General features: G+C 72.8%; 10 protein-coding genes. 3 read left to right on the forward strand and 7 right to left on the reverse strand.

Features of this window, described 5'->3' with window-relative positions; all coding sequences use genetic code 11:
• Nucleotides 1–3: 3 nt before the first annotated feature.
• Nucleotides 4–2,478 (reverse strand): ATP-binding protein, encoded by a 2,475-nt coding sequence (locus tag ACLII4_RS16940; protein ID WP_412068575.1) that lies wholly within the window; start codon nt 2,476–2,478, stop codon nt 4–6.
• Between the two features lie 236 nt (nt 2,479–2,714).
• Between ACLII4_RS16940 and ACLII4_RS16945 the strand changes: the two genes are divergently transcribed.
• The 3 genes from ACLII4_RS16945 (at nt 2,715) to ACLII4_RS16955 (ending at nt 8,763) form a co-directional block, all read left to right on the forward strand.
• Nucleotides 2,715–7,106, forward strand: a complete 4,392-nt coding sequence (locus ACLII4_RS16945; protein WP_412070577.1) for a tetratricopeptide repeat protein — start codon at nt 2,715–2,717, stop codon at nt 7,104–7,106.
• Between the two features lie 86 nt (nt 7,107–7,192).
• On the forward strand, nt 7,193–7,972 hold the full coding sequence (locus ACLII4_RS16950) for a hypothetical protein (protein WP_412068576.1): 780 nt from the start codon (nt 7,193–7,195) through the stop codon (nt 7,970–7,972).
• Nucleotides 7,969–8,763 carry an RNA polymerase sigma factor gene (locus ACLII4_RS16955; protein ID WP_412068577.1) on the forward strand — a complete coding sequence of 265 codons (795 nt, stop codon included), beginning with the start codon at nt 7,969–7,971 and terminating at the stop codon, nt 8,761–8,763. Before ACLII4_RS16950 ends, ACLII4_RS16955 begins: the two co-directional genes overlap by 4 nt.
• Here the strand turns inward: ACLII4_RS16955 and ACLII4_RS16960 are convergent.
• The 6 genes from ACLII4_RS16960 to ACLII4_RS16985 all read right to left on the reverse strand — a co-directional run bounded on the left by ACLII4_RS16960 (nt 8,753) and on the right by ACLII4_RS16985 (nt 17,161).
• Nucleotides 8,753–9,391, reverse strand: a complete 639-nt coding sequence (locus ACLII4_RS16960; RefSeq protein ID WP_412068578.1) for a response regulator — start codon at nt 9,389–9,391, stop codon at nt 8,753–8,755. The genes ACLII4_RS16955 and ACLII4_RS16960 overlap by 11 nt on opposite strands.
• A 51-nt stretch (nt 9,392–9,442) precedes the next feature.
• Complete coding sequence (locus tag ACLII4_RS16965) at nt 9,443–12,328, reverse strand: triple tyrosine motif-containing protein (protein WP_412068579.1); 2,886 nt, start codon at nt 12,326–12,328, stop codon at nt 9,443–9,445.
• 182 nt (nt 12,329–12,510) lie between these two features.
• Nucleotides 12,511–14,223, reverse strand: coding sequence for a YcaO-like family protein (locus tag ACLII4_RS16970; RefSeq protein WP_412068580.1), 1,713 nt, complete (start codon nt 14,221–14,223; stop codon nt 12,511–12,513).
• A 1,273-nt stretch (nt 14,224–15,496) separates the two neighbouring features.
• Nucleotides 15,497–15,814, reverse strand: a complete 318-nt coding sequence (locus ACLII4_RS16975; protein ID WP_412068581.1) for a hypothetical protein — start codon at nt 15,812–15,814, stop codon at nt 15,497–15,499.
• Between the two features lie 38 nt (nt 15,815–15,852).
• Complete coding sequence (locus tag ACLII4_RS16980; RefSeq protein ID WP_412068582.1) at nt 15,853–16,731, reverse strand: hypothetical protein; 879 nt, start codon at nt 16,729–16,731, stop codon at nt 15,853–15,855.
• Nucleotides 16,724–17,161: a hypothetical protein gene (locus tag ACLII4_RS16985; RefSeq protein WP_412068583.1), complete on the reverse strand. Its 438-nt coding sequence runs from the start codon at nt 17,159–17,161 to the stop codon at nt 16,724–16,726. The genes ACLII4_RS16980 and ACLII4_RS16985 overlap by 8 nt, the downstream gene beginning before the upstream one ends.

Below are 17,161 nucleotides of genomic sequence, written 5' to 3' on the forward strand. Positions count from 1 at the left end.
GCGTCACTTCTCGGGGCTCTCCTCGCTGCTGCTGCCCTGGCCCAGAGCGTCGACCGCATCGGGCCCGGGGTTCGACGTGGCGACCTCCGAGGGGCGCGTCCCGAAGGTCTCGGAGAAGAGGCGGCTGAAGTAGTCGACGTCCTGGAACCCGACGGCGCCGGCGACCTCGCCGACGCGCCGGCCCGCCCTGAGGAGCGCGGCGGCGTGCTCCAGCCGGAGCGTCCGGAGGAACTGGGCCGGCGTCATCCCGACGGCCGCCTTGAGCCGCCGACCGAGTTGACTTTTGCTGAGCCCGACGTCGACCGCCAAGGCGTCGACCCGGAACGTAGGGTCCGAGAGGTTCTCCGCCACCGCCGCGCGGAGACGGTCCAGGAATTGCTCGTCCTCGGATTGGATGACGCCGAGCGGGCCGAGTGCGGTCTCGGTTCGGTACCGCGCTTGCATCTCGCGACGGCGGGCGATGAGGCGTCGGAGGCTGGAGACGAGCTCGGCGGCGTCGAACGGCTTCTCGAGGTAGTCGTCGCCACCGGCGTCCTTGGCTTCGCGGCGGGCGTCGGGGCCGGCGCGGGCCGAGAGGAAGAGGACGGGCAGGTCGGCAAGGGTCGGGGTTTGGCGGAGTGCGCGCACGAGGTCGAGCCCACCGGTGCCCGGCATCATGACGTCGAGCACGAGGGCGTCCGGGGCCGGGGCCGTTCGGTCGGCCCACGCCTGGAGGTCACCGGCGGCGGCTTCCGCGCTGGACGCTTGCAGGACCCGGAACGCTGGCGCGAGCGCGCGCGCGATGTAGTGCCGGACCTGGTCGTTGTCGTCGACGAGGTAGACCAAGGGTAGACCGACCTGCAGATCGGGTCCGCCTGGCGGCGGGCCGATTGGGTGAGAGACCGGGGGTGGGTGGCTGAGACTGTCCGGGATGGGGTCCGGGGCGGCGGCCGCGACAGAGTCGGTGGGGAGCGCAGGGATGGCGAGACGGAAGCGGGCGCCGCGGCGCCCCGCCGGCTCGACGGTGACGTCGCCCCCGTGCGCGCGCAAGGCGTGGCGCGTGATGGCGAGGCCGAGGCCGAGGCCCTCTCCTCCCCGACCACCTTCGAACCGCTCGAAGATGCGCTCCCGGTCGTGATCGGGGACGCCGGGGCCTTCGTCGGCGACCTCGACGAGCGCGAGCGCCCCGTCCGGGGACCGTTCGGCAGCGACGCGGACGGTCCCCCCTGGGGGGGAGTGCTGGATGGCGTTCTGGACCACGTTGCAGATGGCGTCCCCCAACACCGTCGGGTCGGCGTGGACCATGAGAGCCGCGCCGACGCCCAGTTCCAGATGGGCTTGGCGCCGCTCGGCGAGCGGGTGGAGTCCGTCTACGACGCGCCCGACGAGGTGGACGAGGTCGATCGGCCGGGGGTCGATTGAGGTGGCTCCGGGCTGGAGCCGGGCCAGCTTCGACAGGCGGCCGACGAGGGCGACCAGCCGTTTGACGTTGGCTCGGGCGACAAGGAGCGTGGCGTGAACCGCGTCCGCGACGGGCCCGTGGCGTCCTGAGAGCACCTCGTCGAGCGGGGCCTGGACCAGGGTGAGGGGGGTGCGGAGTTCGTGGCTCACGGTCGCAAACAGGTGAGAGCGGACATCGCGGGCCTCGCGGAGCTCCGCAGCCTGCGCGGCGAGGGCGTCGGCTTGGGTCTGGGTCCGAGCGCGCTCACGCGAGAGATCGGCGGTCCGTTGGTCGACGAGGGTCTCGAGCTCTCGGGTGCGGACCCGGTGGACCCGGATGATGTGGAGTCCGATGCCCACGGCGGCGAAACCGATGAACAGGGACGCCCAGAACGGCGCTCGGTACCAGAGCGGGATGGGGTCGATGGACAGAGTGAACGGGTCCGAGACCCCTCCTCCGGGACCCCTCGTGAACACGCGGATCTCCCGTGTCGGTGTCTCCTGAAAAAGCTCTCGGTCGATGACGGCCGCCAGCCCGACCGTGAGCGAGGTGGCGTAGGGGCTGGAGGCGATGGGCTCGGACGGGACGACCTTGCCGTCGAGGACAACGTCTGAGTAGTTGGCGTAGCCGTCGCCGAAGACCCGGAGGGTGTACGTCGGCCGGTCGTGGTCGCGGCGGACCACGGCCACATGGGAGACGGTCGGGCGCGGGGCCTGGACCGTGAACAGGGCCGCGTTCGAGAGCGGCTGACCCGCCCCCCCCACCTCGACCGACCACGCGACGGCCTCGTTGCCGACCGTCACGCGGACCTCGACGACGCCAGGGCTGGGGCTCCGGACGCGGTCTGGACCGCTCACCGTGACATCGACCCCTTCGGACCGGACTCGGACGTGCGGGTCCGCAGGGAAGTGGCGCCCTGTGATCCGAACCCACTGGGGGTCGTTGGATCCGACGACGTCCGCCACGGACAGGATTTCTGGAGGAGCGACCGAGGCGGGTCCGGCCAGGAGCGTAAAAAGGGCGAGGGCGAGCCCTAACACGGCACGTGTGGTGGGCACGACGGACAACCACTGGGGGCGCACGTCCGGCCGGAGTGCCGGGGGCAGTAGAAGGCGTCGAGACGGTTCACGAGTGAGCGGTCGTGGGGATGCAGCCTACCGGCTGCGGGCCGGTGTCGCGATCGCGCGATCGCGCCATTTCCCTAGGTGTCCTTGCGGAGGCGGGGATTCTGGCCGTGAGGGGTAGGTTGGCCGCTCCCTACCCTGTCGTGGCCGCCCTGGACTCTGCGCACGTGATGGACCTCGTCCGGAGCTACTGCGACTCCGCCGACGCGCTCTATGACGAGGGCCGCCTGGAGCTGGCGGCTGAGCGGGCGCGCCGTGCATTGGAGCTCCGCGAGGCGCTGGACGCGCCTGGCGCGCCCGAGATCGAGGAGGTGCAGAACCTGTTAGGCATCGTGCTCTCCGACCTCGGCGAGTTTGAGGAGGCGAGGGACCTGTATGCGCGGGCGCTCGCGACGGCCGAAGCCAAGGGGGAGGCCTCGGCGATCGCGGCCGTGCTCAACAACGCCGCGGAGCTAGCGGTCGCGCTGGGCGACTCGCAGGTGGCCCTCCAGCATCTGGAGCGCGCGGTTCGGCTGTGGACGGACCTCCACGGGGAGCACCACCCACACGTCGCGACGGCCCTGGTCCACCGCGGGCTGGCCGAGGCGCAGCTGGGGGAGGACGAGGCCGCACGGGCCTCCGTGTCTCGCGCGCTCGCCATCCGGGAGGAGGTGCTCGACGAGGGGCACCCGGACATTGGGCGCGCCGCCATCACGCTGGCGGCGATGAGCGAGTCGTGGGGGTCACGGGCCGACGAGGCCCTCGCCCGGCGTGGGTTCGACATCTTGAGAGCGCGTCTCGGGCCCAGGCACCCGGACGTGGCCAGCGCTGCGGCCACACTCGCCGGGACAGTGTCGGAGCGCGACCCGGCCGCAGCGATCGAACTGCTGGACGGAGCGCTCGAGGTTCGGCGCGACGTGCTAGGTCCGGAGCACCCCGATGTCGGGTACGCGTGGGGAGAGTTGGGGCGCGCCTACCGGGCCGCCGGGCGGCACGACGACGCCCAGCGCGCCTTGTCGACCGCCCTCGCGGTGATCACGGCGGCGCTCGGGGAGGGCCATCCGAGTGTCGCCCAGTTGATGTCCAGCCTGGGGGCTGCGGCGCTCGACGCGGGGGACGTAGAGCGGGCCGAGACGCTGTTGCGCCGCGCCCTCGACCTGCTCGAAGTGGCCCATGGGCCCGACCACCCGCTGGCCGGCGACACGGTGCAGATGTTGGCCGTCGCCGCGCTGGACCGGGGGGCGCCAGGAGAGGCCCGCGCCTTGTTCGACCGCAGCCTGGAGCTGATGCGAGGCGACGAGATGCGGCATCTGGCCCAGCCCCCCCTCCCCCGCCGACCGTTCTCGCCCCGACTGGCCACCCTGCGCCGGGCGGCAGAGGCGTTCCGCCGTGGAGGGCGGCTCGACGATGCAGAGGTGGTGGCGCGGGAGGCTCTCGAGATGGCCCGACGATCGTACGGGGACGCTCATCTGTTGACGGCCGAGACCGCCAACGACCTTGCCGTCGTGCTCGTGGATCGGGGGGCGTTGGCGGACGCCCACGACATGTTCGACGCGGCCTTGCGCGGTGCGACGCGTCTCGTCGACGATGAGGAGCGGCGCCGGGCTGTCGGCGTCGTCTCGACCAACTGGGCCGGAGCACACCGACGTGGCGGCTCGGTGTCGGCAGCGCGGGACCTGTTGGTCCGGGCGTTGGCAGAGGCCCGGGCGTTGATGGACGACGGAGGGCTGGTTTCGACGATGCTGTCGAATCTGAGCCTTGTGCACCGAGCGCTGGGTGAGCCTGAGCGGGCTCTGAGCGCCGCTCAGGAGGCGGTCGACCGGCAGCTCGCGTCCAGAGGAGCCGCCGACCCCGACACGGCACGCGCCCAGATGCTTCTGGCGGACGCGTTGGTGGACGTTCCCGGCCGCAGCCGGGAGGGCGTTGAGTTAGCCCGGACGGCGCACTCGGCGTTGGCGGCGAGCCTGGGACAGGGGGCCCCGGACACCGCGGAGGCGGCAGGGCGATTAGCGCTGTTGCTCCTCGACGAGGATCCGGCGGCATCGGTCCGCTTGCTCGAGGACGCTCTCGCCGTGTACCGGGGGCTTGGTGACGACGTGGAGGCGTTCCGCACGGAGGGCACGCTGGGGTTGGCCTGTCAGGCGGCGGGTCGCGTCGAGGAGGCCGAGACGGCGCTGACGCTGGCGGCGGCGGGGTTGGAGCGCGAGCTGGGAGAGGAGCACCCCGATGTCGCGCTGGCGCTCAACAACTTGGGGCTCTTCCACTTTGGCCGGGGGGACAGCGAGCGCGCCGAGGGGCCGTTGCGCCGGGCGCTGGCCATCCGCGAGGCGATCCTGGGGGAGGAACACCCAGACCTCGCCGAGTCGGTCAACAACGTGGCCGGTGTGCACCACGAAAGGGGGGACTACCTGGCCGCCCGGCCGTTGCTGGAGCGGGCGTTCGAGATCCGGGAGGCCTCGTTGGGCGCGGTCCACCCCGACGTGGCGGCGGCGGCGATCAACCTGGGCGTGCTGCTGAGCCGGTTGGGCGACAACGCCCGCGCGCGTCCCCTGCTGGAGCGCGCGCTGTCGATCTGGGAGGAGCAGTCGCAGGACGGCGCGGGGACGCCCCTCGTCGCCGTCGCCGCCGACAATCTGGCGATGGTGCTGTACGACGACGGAGAGGACGAACGCTGCATCGAGCTGATCACGTGGGCGATGGAGATCCGAGAGCAGCTGCTGGGCCCGATGCACCCGGACGTGGCCCAGAGCCTCAACAACCTGGCCCTGACGGTCCAGGATCTTGGGGACCTCGAGGCCGCCGAGGGCTACCACCGGCGCGCGCTTGCCATCCGAGAGCAAGCGTTGGGCCTGACGCACCCGGACGTGGCCCAGAGCCTCAACAACCTGGGCGGCGTGGTTGGGGCCCGAGGAGACCTGGAGGCGGCCCGCGACCTGTACCGGCGCTCGATCCGCATCTGGCAGGCGGCGGTCGGGGCGGGCGGGCTCGACGAGGCGATGGCACGGATCAACCTGGCACGCGCGGACGCCGCGCTGGCGGGCCCGGAGGCGGCGGCCGCCGACGTGCTGCGCGCGGCCGAGACCGTCGAGGCGATCACGACGCAGCAGTTGGGCACCCTCTCGGTGGCGGAGCGGCTGGCCTGGAACGACGACCTGCCGCAGACGATGAGTTCGATGCTGATGGCGTATGCGATGCCCGTGGCCCCAGCGCGCGCGTACGGCCTGCTCGCCGGCCTCAAGGGAGGGGTGTTGGCCGGACTGTTGGGGTTGGGGCGGGGGCACGCCGAGGCCGCCCGGCGCCTGAGGGCGGTGCGGGAGGAGATCGGGCGGGCCGTCCAGGACGACCGGGCCTCGGACGTGGACGGCCTGGAGCACGAGCGGGAGCGCCTCGAGCGGTCGCTGCTGGGGACGCGGGCGCACGTCGAGGACGGGGTGTGGGATCGGTCCGGGGCGGCCCGGCTCGCGGCTGGGCTCCCGGACGATGCCGCCTTCGTCGACCTGTACTGCACGGTCGATTGGCCCGGCGCCGAGACGTTCCGTTACACGGCCGTGGTCACGGCCGGGGGGGAGCATGCGACGGTCGACCTGGGCCCGGCCGACGTGTTGGATGACGCCCTGGCAGCCTGGCGGCGCGAGGTGGTGTCGCCGTTGTGCGACCTCGACGCGCTCGCTGAGAGGGTGTGGGCGCCCATCGGCGACGTGCTCAGCGGATCCGTCGGCCAGGTCTGGGTGTGTCCGGAGGGGCCGTTGTGGGGGGTCCCGTGGGGGTTGTTCGGCGGCGACCGGAGGGTGGCCGTGGTGCCCTCCCCCCGCCTGCTGCTGGCGCTTCAGGCCCCGCCGCCGCCGCCGCAGGACGAGGTCTTGCTGGTGGCCGGGCCGACGTACGGGGCCGTCGTTCGCGCCCGTGGGCTTGGTGACTTGCCGAGTGCGGGGGCGGAGTCGGCGTGTGTGGAGGGGGCCGCGGCGGCCTCCGGCCGTCGTGTGGTGCCGTTGACGGGGCCGGACGCGACGGTCGGCAGCGTGTGTGTCGGGTTGGAAACGTGCGGCCACGCCCACATCGCCACGCACGGGTTGACTGGCACAGCGACGGGGCGCCTGAGCGAGGGGGTGGCGCACCGCGGCGCGATCCTGGCCGACCCGGGGACCGGCCTCCGGCCTGGCGGGGGTCGGTGGACGCGGAGCCCGCTGGCCACGAGCGCGTTGGTGCTGGCGGGCGACGACCCGTATCTGACGGCCGAGCAGGTGGTGGGGCTGTCGTTGGGAGGCCTCCAGTCGGTGGTGCTGTCGGCCTGCTCGACCGGGTTGGGGCGGTGGGTGTCGGGCCAGGGCGTGCTCGGCCTTGCGGCGGCGTTCCATGCGGCGGGGGTCCGCTGGACGCTTGCGTCGCTGTGGGACGTGCCGGACGCGGCGACGCTCGCGCTGGTGGAGGGCTTCTACGCGGCGCTCTGGGGGGACGGGCGGTCTCCTGCCGACGCGCTGCGCGCGGCGCAGGCCCAGGTCCGGGCCCACCGCGACTGGCGGGCGCCGTTTTTCTGGGCCGGGTGGGTCCTGTCGGGGGACGCGTTCCATCCGGCGGGGGCCTGAGGAGTAGTATGTCGCGCGTGGTGCCCCCCCGATCCCCTGCTCTCTCCATCTGGCGTCGGTCTCTTGCCGGGGCGTCGGCCCCGATCGTGAACGCGTTGGACGACGCCGGCGAGACGTTGCTGGTGCCGGCGGCCGAGTGGGAGAGCTACCTCGAGGCGTTGGACGCGGGCCCCGAGCCGCCCCGCGTGGTTCTGGTGGGCCCCGGCGCTCCGCCCGATGCGGTCGCGTATGTAGACGATGCGGTCCCCGACGATGCGGACGCGATCGCGAGCGCCGTGCGCCTGAGCGGGTCGGAGATCGGGCGGGCGCTGTCGGACGCGACGGGCGTGGAGCTCCGCCAGGTGGCCGAGGCGCTCACGCTGGACGCCCTGCCGGCGTCGCTCCAGCTGCCGCCCCTGGCCCCGGACGACCTGCCGCGGGTCGCGGCCGCGGCACGGCGGGAGGTCCAGACTCGATGGGCGCTGCGTCCTCGTCCGACCGGCACGGCCGTCGCGGACGAGCGGGCGCCCGCGGAGGAGGTGGCCAGCGCGGTCGCCGCCGCCGTCCTGGTCGGCCTGCTGCGGGCGGGTCTCCGGCTGGGCGCGTCCCCCATTTTGCGCGGCGAGGACACGGGCCCTGCAGGCTCGGTGGCCGATCAGGTGGCGGAGGTCTTCGACCGCGGGGGAGTGGTGCCGGCCGAGCTGGGAGGCGTCGCCGTGGACTTCGCGCTCGACGGGGACACGATGGTGATCCGGGGGGAGCGCCCGGTGCGGGTGACGATCGGCGTCCCAGGGACCGCTCCCGAGGTCGACGAGACTGGACGTCGGGTCGCGGTCCCGGTGGGCGCGCTGCGGGGGCGGCGCGTCGCGGTGTCGATCGGGTCGTGAGGCGGGACGCTCACCCCGACGGGGACCGGACGCCGGCCCCGTGCGCGGACCTGGATGCGCTCGCGGCGCGGGGGCGCGCTGGCGACGCCGAGGCGGAGGTCGCCTTGTGGACCTGCACGCAGCCTCGCCTGGACCGCCTGGCGGTGGATGTCGCGCGCGGTGCCGGGCTCGTCGGGCGGGAGGAGGACGCGCGCGACGTCGCCCGGCGGTCGTACGAGGACGCGCGGGCGGACCACGACCCCGGCAAGGGACCGTTCTGGCCGTTCATCAAGCGCCGCGCGACGAGCCGGCTGATCCGCTGGATCACACGCGAGCGACGCCACGAGGGTCCCCCGCCGATTCCGCCACCTGGCGGCGGGCCCGACGCCAGTGAGAGGTTGGAGGCGTGGGACGTTTTGGTGCAGGTGCTGTCGTCCTTTGAGGACCCGGTGGTCCGAAACAAGTGGATGGTGATCCGCCTGTGCCAAGAGGAGGGGTACTCGGTGCGCGAGGTCGCCGACTCGCTGGTCGGTGCTGGGGCCGTGGATCCGGCGCTGGAGGCGACCTGGCCGTCGATCGTGGCCTGGCACGGGGCGGCGCGGTGGCCGGTGCGCCCCCCTCCCCTGCCGGTGACCTGGGCCGGGTGCGCCGAGCTGTTCCGGTCCGGGGTGTCGGCGAGCGGGCGGGTGGTGCCGGGCCCGCCGGCCGCGGAGGACCTGGCCGACCCGGCGCGGCGGAGCGGGACGCTGGACGCGTGGGCCGCGCGGCTCCACCGCTTCTACTACCGCGCGGGCCCGCCGGTCACCCGATGAGGCCTTCGCGGACGCCGACGGCGGCGGCCTGTGCGGCGGTGTGCACGTGGAGCTTGTCGTAGACGCTCCGGAGGTGGGTGTCGACGGTGTGTGGGCTCACGAACAGCCGCTCGGCGATGCCGGCTTTGGAGTGTCCGTTGGCGAGTTCTCGGAGCACCTCCCGCTCGCGCGGCGTGAGGGGTCCGGAGTTCGTGCGCTCCGGCGCGAAGTGGCCCAGGACGTGCCGGGCCACGGCGGGGGCAAAGAAGGTCCCTCCGGCGTGCGCCTCGCGGAGTGAGCGGAACAGGTCGTCGGGGTCGGTCCCTTTGACGACATAGCCGGAGGCCCCGGCCCGGAGCGCGGTGACGATGGACGGGGGGTCGTCGAGGAGCGTGAGGACGACGACGGGCGTGGTCGGGAGGACGCGGTGGAGCCGACGGGTGGCCTCGAAGCCGTCGGTGCCGGGCATCTGGAGGTCCATGACGACCAGGTCCGGGGGCGCGTCGGTTGGGAGCCGGCCGGCGAGGGCGGCGTAGCTCTCGAATCCGGCCCCCAGCCGAAGGTCGGGGGACGTGGCGAGGAGTTGGGCGAAGCGGTCGCGGTAGAGCGCCTCGTCCTCGACGAGCCACACATCGAGAGCGTCGGTCATGCTGCATGCTAGGCACGCGGCGGCGAGTCGGCCTGGCGCGATCGCGCCAGCTTAGGCCTGGAAGGTGAGGCTCACGCGTGTGCCGCCGCCCGGCCGTGGCTCGACGGTGACGGCGCCGCCGAGCGCGGCGGCGCGGCGGCGCATGGAGCCGGAGCCGTGGCCCTCGGTGCTCGCGGGGTGGACCCCGACGCCGTCGTCGTCGATGAGGATGCGCCAGAGCGGGCCGGTGCCGTCGACGAGGATGTGGAGGTGGCGGGGCCGGCCGTGGCGGACCGCGTTGTGGAGCGCCTCTTTGCAGACGAAGAGGGCGTGCCGGCGGGTGTCCATGGAGAGCGGGGTGTCGGAGGCGCCCTCGAGCCGAAGCGAGACGTCGACCTGGGGCGCGAGCCCTTCGGCCGTCTGGCGGATCCGCTCGGCCAGGTCCGCCACCGTCGTCCGGCCGGCGTCGACGACCCAGACGGTGTCGCGGAGGTCGCCGAGGATGTCGCGGGCCTCGTCGGACCGGCTGCGGACCTCTGCTCGAGCGTCGACGGGGAGGGTCCGGGAGGCGATGTCGAGCGCGAGCGCGAGGCCGCTGAGCCGTCCGCCCATCTCGTCGTGGAGGTCGTCGGCGATCTGGCGGCGGGTGTGCTCGACGCGGAGGACCGCGCGAAGCCGCAGGCGGTGAGCGGCCCAGGCCAGGCCGCCAGCGACGAGGGCCGCCAAAGCGATCGCCCAGGGGGTGCGCCACCAGGGGGGCCGGACGATGACCGCCAGAGAGATCACCGGGGACTTCACACCCGCCGGGGCGGTGCGGACTTCGAAGGCGTAGCGGCCCGGAGGAAGCTTTGGGTAGGTAACGGAGGACTGAGGGGAGGGCGCCGACCAGGAGCGCTCGTAGCCGGCAAGGCGGAACGAGTAGCGGCGCCGGTCGAGCGCCAGCGCGGGCGCGGCGACGTCGAAGCGGGGCCCTCCGTCGGCAGGGCCGAGCACGAGGTCGGCGGCGGTCGAGAGCAGGCGCGCGCGGCCGTCGACGGTGGCACCGACCACGTGAGCGGCGCTGGGCGTGGAGCGGAGCCTGTCCGGGTCCACCACGATGACCCCTCGGTCGGTGCCGAACGCGACGCGTCGGCCGACGCGCGCGCATCCGCCGACGCCCCCCGTGGTGGAGGGGAGCCCTGCGGCGATGCCGTCGACGAGGATCCCCCCTGTACGTCGATCCAGCAAGAGTAGCCCACTCCCGGTGGCCGTCCACACCCCCCGTTCCGTCGGGACGAGGCACGTCACCTGGGGGTGCGCCCAACGGTCTGATCGGAGGAGCGGCCGGAGGTGCCCGTCGCTGTCGAGCCGATCTATGCCACCGACCGAGCCGACCCAGAGGCCGGAGCCGACCGTGGCGAGCGCGAGCACGAGGTCGGAGGCGAGCGAGCCGGGGGCTTCGCGAATGCACCGGGGCGCGTGGCGAGCGGGCCGGCACAGACCGGACCCCTGGGTGGCGGCCCAGGGGACACCGTCGAAGACATCGACGTCCAGGACCTGCCCGACGTGCCCGAAGGGGAGTAGAGAGATCGTGCGGCCTTCCGCCACTGGGCCAAGGACTGCGTCGAGGCCCTGGTCGGCGGAAGCGACCAGCAGCCGCGTGCCGTCGGCTGCAAGCGCGTAGGCGTAGCGCCCACCGCCGGGGGGCCGGTCTGTCGCACCGGTCTGGAGGTCTAGCCGCCAGAGCCCCCCTCCAAACGTGGTCGCCCACAACTTGTCGCCGATGATGAGGAGGTCGGTGACGTCGTCGTTTGGGAGTGAGGTTGGGTCAGCTGCAGAGGAGCGGTAGGCAGAGCACGTGCGTCGGCGGAGGCGGCACCGCCAGAGTCCCTCCCCCGCCGTCCCGATCCAGAGAACGTCGTCGCTCTGCGCCCAGATGGCCTGAACGGCGCGGTCCTGGAGCCCCCAAGAGAAGTCGATGGAGAGGTAGGGCCCCGACGGCTCGGTACGGTAGAGGCCGTCCCACGAACCGAGCCAGTAGCCGCCCCCCGCGGCGGGGATCGCGGTCGTGGCGGTGGGGCGGCCCGGGTCGAGGGGGGAGCGGTCCAGGAAGGGGCGCCGAGTGCCGGTGGCCAGCAGGCCGGCCCCCATGCTGCCGACGAGGAGTCGTCGGGCGACCGGATCGTGGGATAGGGTGAGAATGTGGTCGGAGCCGCTTCCTTGCCAGCTGGGCGCGAGCGACGACTCGACTCGGGAGAGCACGCCCGGTCGGTGAGGAGCGGCGGTGTAGAGGCCGCTGCCGAAGGTCCCAACCCAGAGTGCGCCGTCGGCGAGGGCGAGGGCCGTGACGAGTGCAGGCATCGGAGCGATCCGACGGGCGGACGTGTCGAGCGAGACCCAGAACAGGCCGGTGGCGGTGCCGACGAAGGCCCCATCGCGGTAGGACTGGACGGCCCGCGCGGCTTCGGCGGGCGAGGCCATCCGACGGACGTCGAGGGTGGTGGGATCGACGGTCGCGACTCCGTCGGAGGTGCCGACCCAGACGAGGTCGTCGCCGAGCGAGACCGCAAGGATCTCGTCGCTGGGCAGCGAGGTGGGATCGGAGGAGTCGTGGGTGAGGCAGTCTGCCCGGGTGCGGTCGGTGGGGATGCGGCACAACCCCCCTGCGGTCCCTACCCACACGGCCCCGTCCCGAGCGACCGCGAGGGCGCCCACGTTGACAAACGGATCGACGAGCGCGACGTCGTCCCCGGCGGACGGCCCGTAGTGGACGGCACGGTGTCCATCGAAGCGGGACAGCCCGAAGGGCGTCCCGACCCACAGGAATCCATCTAGGTCTTGGGCGAGCGCCGTGATGGTGACCGAGCGTGCGGCCCCGGTGACCCGGCTGGGTTGCGCCGACGGGCCCGGAGCGAGCGTCGCCGTAGCGAGCGTCGCCGTGACGACGATGGCGAAGCGGATCGCAGGTCGAAGCGGCACGTGTGGAGACGAGGGCAAGGGATAATAAACCTGATCAACGGACCAACATCGGGGTGCCGAGACCGGTCCTCACTCCGCCCCGTCGCCGACCGGCGCCTGCACGTCGACGATCGCGGGGCCCGGCGGAGTGGCCGATCCACCACGGACTGGAGACCCCACCGGGATCCGGGATGCAGGACGATCTACAAGAACAGGTCGAGTGGGTTGAGGTCCGCCTCGAGGCGCTCGGTCTCGCTCCAGCCCACCTCGACGGGGAGGCGGTACAGGCGGCGCCCGCCCAGGCGGCGCCAGAAAAAGGCGAGGCCTGGCGCTAGCGCTCGCACCACGGGTGTCCCGACGAGTGGGTGTGTTTGGTCGACCAGGTAGGCGTCGATGCCGGCCGTCGCGAGGCGACCGGACAGATCCTGCAGGGGGTCGGGACCGAGGGGCCTCGTGATCACGGCCGTCGCGTCGGCAGGCAGAAGGTAGGGGTGGTCTCGGGGCGAAGCGGTGTCGGCCCACGTGAGAGGGGACGGGTGACGTGGGTCGTCGGTGGCGCGGATCATCTGGACGAGCTCGAGCACGGCTCCTTCGGCGGCCTCGTCGAGCGTTCGGCCAGCGGCGAAGCCGAGGACCCAGCCAGGGGGGCCGGACCGCCGGCACGACACGGCTGCGCAGACCGGGACCTTGAGGTCTGCCGTCAGGTCGAGGACGTGGAGGTCGCGACCGTCCCTGAGGAGCGCGCCTCGGACGCCCTCGACGCGCGACGAGGTGTGCCGCGCCGCCGGCCGCGGGATGCGGTTGAAGAACCACGACGACACGATGTCGCGCTCGATCAGCTCCAAGATGGCACCGAGGGCGGCGTCCGTGTAGCTGGCGCCGCCAGCGCAGCCGTTGGAGTGGGCAAAGGCGTAGGGGTGACGTGCACGACTATAGCCATAGAAGGCCGCAGCGGCCGGGACCCATCGGGGCAGGTCGGACTCATTGATGGGCCAAGCGCGAACCCAGTCGATGACGCGATGCGGGTCGAGGCGCGTGGTGACGTAGGCTTCCGGAGGGCCACCGGTCGTGCGTCGGGCTCGCTGGCGGTCGCTGAAGAGGTCGATCGCATCCAGATCAAGGGCCCGCTCCCCCAAAGCGGTTCGGGAGTCACGCCGGAGGGCGATGTCGGGGTGGCGCGTGCCCGACAGGCGCTCAGCGGCTTCCCAGATGGCGCGTTCGACGGCGACCGCAGGGTTCCAGGCTTTCCCTCCCGCCGCATGGCACTCGTTGGCGATGATGGCCGTCGGATCGTCGGAATCAATCGGAAACCGGTAGCGGACGGCAGCCGCGACCGCCGGCCCGATTTGGGCGACGACGCGCGCACGGTAGGCGATGCCGATCTCAGGGTCGAGAAGCCCGAGGGGCGTGCGGAGGTGGGACCGGGGGCGACGGAGAGGGTGACGGATCGGCTCCTGTGGCGGGAGGGTGTGCAGGGGCGACGACCGGAGCGGTCGACCGTCAGAGTGCACGACCCAGGCGTTGTGCGCCAGGCCCGCGTGGCCGACGGCGAGGTAGGTCGCGACGGCGCGCGCGGCGGCCTGGGAGTCGGCCTGACCGAGGCGTCCTAGACAGCGGCTGGGAGCACCCTCGGCGGGGCGACCTGGACGACGGAGGCGGAGCCGATGGGCGAGCGTCGAGAGATTCGCCGGGTCGTCGAACACGCCAAATGCGAGGCCGCCCGGGCGGGGGTCGACGACGAGGGTCGGACCGGACGGCGGGGCGTGCCCGCGCTCGTCTTGGCGCACGGCGTCAGCGGTCCGCACCGTGACCGGCGTGCCGCCGGCCTCGCGGTCGAATCCGTAGGCGGCGAGCGCGGCATCCAAGGCGGGGAGGGCCGCCGGATCCCCGAGCAGGCGGATAGGCGTCTGGAGCACTCCCGCTGCCCATGCCGGGTCTAGACCAAGACGCTTCCAGAGGGCGGCAGTGCTCGGAGTGAGCGGGCACGGAAGCGATACGAGGACGCCGGCCTGTACGAGGGCACGAGTGGCGCACTCGACCTCGGATGTGGGAATGCCGAGGCGGTGCGCGAGGTCTGCCCCAGTCGTGGGTGCGCGAGCGATCTCGCCGACGACCTGGACGGGGACGGGTCCCGACACGACGCAGAGCCCGTCCGGATGGTAGACGACGACAGCCCCGCGGAGGACGGCCGTTGGTGGGTCGAGCGTGAGGTGGAAACGGTTCATGACAATGGTGCGGCGCTGCGTGCTGAGCACACAGCGCCGCGTGGGGGTTGTGAGAGATCGGCAATCGCCTTTGCGGTCCGCCGGCGGTCGCTAGCCGACGTAGTTGGGCAAGGTCGGCTTGACCGTGCTGAGCGGGTCGAAAACGCAGACGTCGCGTCCGTCCCAGAGCGCCGTGGAGGGTGCAGTGAGGGCGTCCATAGTGGCTACCGGTGTGGATGTCCCCTGGTTGGGGGGCGGCCCGGAGTGGGCTGCATGGGGGATCCACTTAAGAGCGAGGCGTTGTGACACGGCGCCGGGCACTTCACTCCCTGTTCATAATTCCTGATGCGGCACGGGCGACAACGATGCCTCCTCTGCCCCGCAAAACCTCGCACGCACGGCCGTCGCGCAGGTGTGGGTCGGCGGGGATCCCCCATCCGCCCAAACCCATCGATTGCCAGCCCGCTGGTTGGGGAAGACCATGCACGAGAGCATCGCGACACCGACCCGGCCGATTGTCTGCGCGACGAGTGCCGTCGTCAGGGCGCAGCGACCCCGCGCTCCGCACCGGCATCCAGACTCGGCGGGTGGCACGTCGTTCTCATGCGCGGTCAAGAGGCCAATAGGCAGAGCTTGCGGCGCAGCCGCGAGAGGAAGGCTTGGAGTCCCTGAGGGCTGATGGAGGCTGCCCTCGGCCTTGGGCGGGACGCCAGTATGTGTCCCAGTCGAGCGGAAGCCCAGACATCCCCACGTCAAGTATGAGATTCGGGTCGACGGGTCCCATGCGAGAGGAGACAAAAGAGGGCTGCGCCGAGCGCCGGCTAACTCTGCCAAGGATTTGACATGGAGTGTTGCCATGCCAGGTCTCTCCCCGTTCCCGCTTCCTGCCCCGTTGGGCCAGCCTCACGGAAGCAGAACCCCGGCTGGCATAGCAAACTGGCTCACGCACCCTGCCGTCGTCCACATGCTCCCGCACCGCTCATGCCTAGACGCGCTGGATGTCCGACTGGCGGAGCCACGCGACCACGTCCTCCATCAAAAACAGCGGCGGCCCGTTCGCGGCCAGCCGCACGCACGGGAGCCCCCGCTTCACGTACCGCTCGGTCACCGTCCGGTCCGTCACGCCGAGCAGGTCGGCCAGCCTCCGGGCGGTGAGGATCCCGCGCTGGTCGGCGAGCAAGGCGTACAGCTTCCGCACGTCGGACCCGTGCTCGGCCATCGCCCGCTCGATAGCCGCCCGCGCGGTCCGGCTCAGCTCGCGCTCGGCGGCCTCGCTCTGCAACAGCAGCGTCGCGTCAGTCATCGGTCTGGTGGGTGGGTAAGGGATGGATGGTGAGAGTGTCAGATGCGGCGCCGCCACAGGGGCCGCTGCCCCGGCCGCGGCACGGCCTCGAAGTCGTCGGTCGTCACGCCGCTCCGCTCGCAGGCGTGGAGCATCTCGGCGTAGGTCAGGAGCCGTCCAGCCGCTGCCTCCCCCTGCGGACCGGCCGACCACCCGCCCCGGATCGCGCTCACGAGCCAGCCCGGCCCCAGCGCCTTCTCGGCCCGCTCGCGGTCGAACCGCTCGACGAGCCCCCGCACCCGGTCAGGATGCGCCTCCGCCAGCCGCGTCGCGACGGGGCCGTCCACGCCCCGCGCCCGCAGCATCTCAGACAACCCTTTCCCGACAGCAGCAGCCCCCGCCGCCTCGACGGCCACGCCGAGGCAGGCCGACTCGCCAACCGCCCCGTCGCCCGACGCGCCGCCGCGCCCGGCATGCTGCATGTCTTTCAGAGCATCAGGGGCAGAGTATGCAGGGGGCGTTGCCGCCCGCGGACCTCCCCCGTCGCCGCCCACAGGACGGGACACGGTCTCCACGTCGCCCCTCCCCCCGCCGCGCACGTCGCCGCCCCCTCCGTCGTGGACCACGCCCCCGATGGTCACCCCACCCCCGGCGCCCGGTGCACGGCCCTCGCCGACGATCCGCTCGTCGAGGAGCTGGTACGTGTTGGCCTCCCCGGCCACCCGGTCCACCCCGACGTAGCCCGCCGCCTCGACCCGCCCCAGCGTCGCCTGGACCGCCCGGACGCCCACGCCGCACATCCGCGCGAGACGGCGCTGCCCCGTCCGGCACGCCCCGCCCGCATCGGCCAGCTCCGCCAGCGCCAGGAGCGCCAGCCGGTCGGCCGCGTCCGTCCGGTCCGCCATCGCCCACACGCGCCGGCGCCACACGTCACTCATCGGTCCCCTGGCTGCGCGCTCCCTCCCCCCCAAGCGCCGACGCCTCCTGCTCCAGCCGCTCGGCCTCTCGCACGAGCGCCGGCCACCGGACGCCCGAACGCCACACCTGTCCCTGCCGACGGGCCAGGTAGGCCCCCCGTGTCCGAAACCAGACCTCGTCCTCCACCAGCCGACGCAGCCACGTGCTCGTCCACGCCGGACGCCCCTCTGCCTCACGCTCCCGCTCGTGGAGCCGCTCGCCCAGCTCGTCCAGGCGACCGTCGCCGAGCGCACTCAGGGCCGCCGCCATCCGCAGCTCGAGCGACCGGGCCAAGAGCTCCGCTGCCCGCACAGGCGACGACACCGCAGAGAGCACCGGGGCCTCGTCGCGGAGGTCTTCACGGCACCGTACCCGGTACGCCGGGCCGTCCACATCGCGGGTCAGGAGCAT

It is taken from the genome of Rubrivirga aquatilis (assembly GCF_046845665.1).
In the GTDB taxonomy this organism is placed as follows: Bacteria; Bacteroidota; Rhodothermia; order Rhodothermales; family Rubricoccaceae; genus Rubrivirga.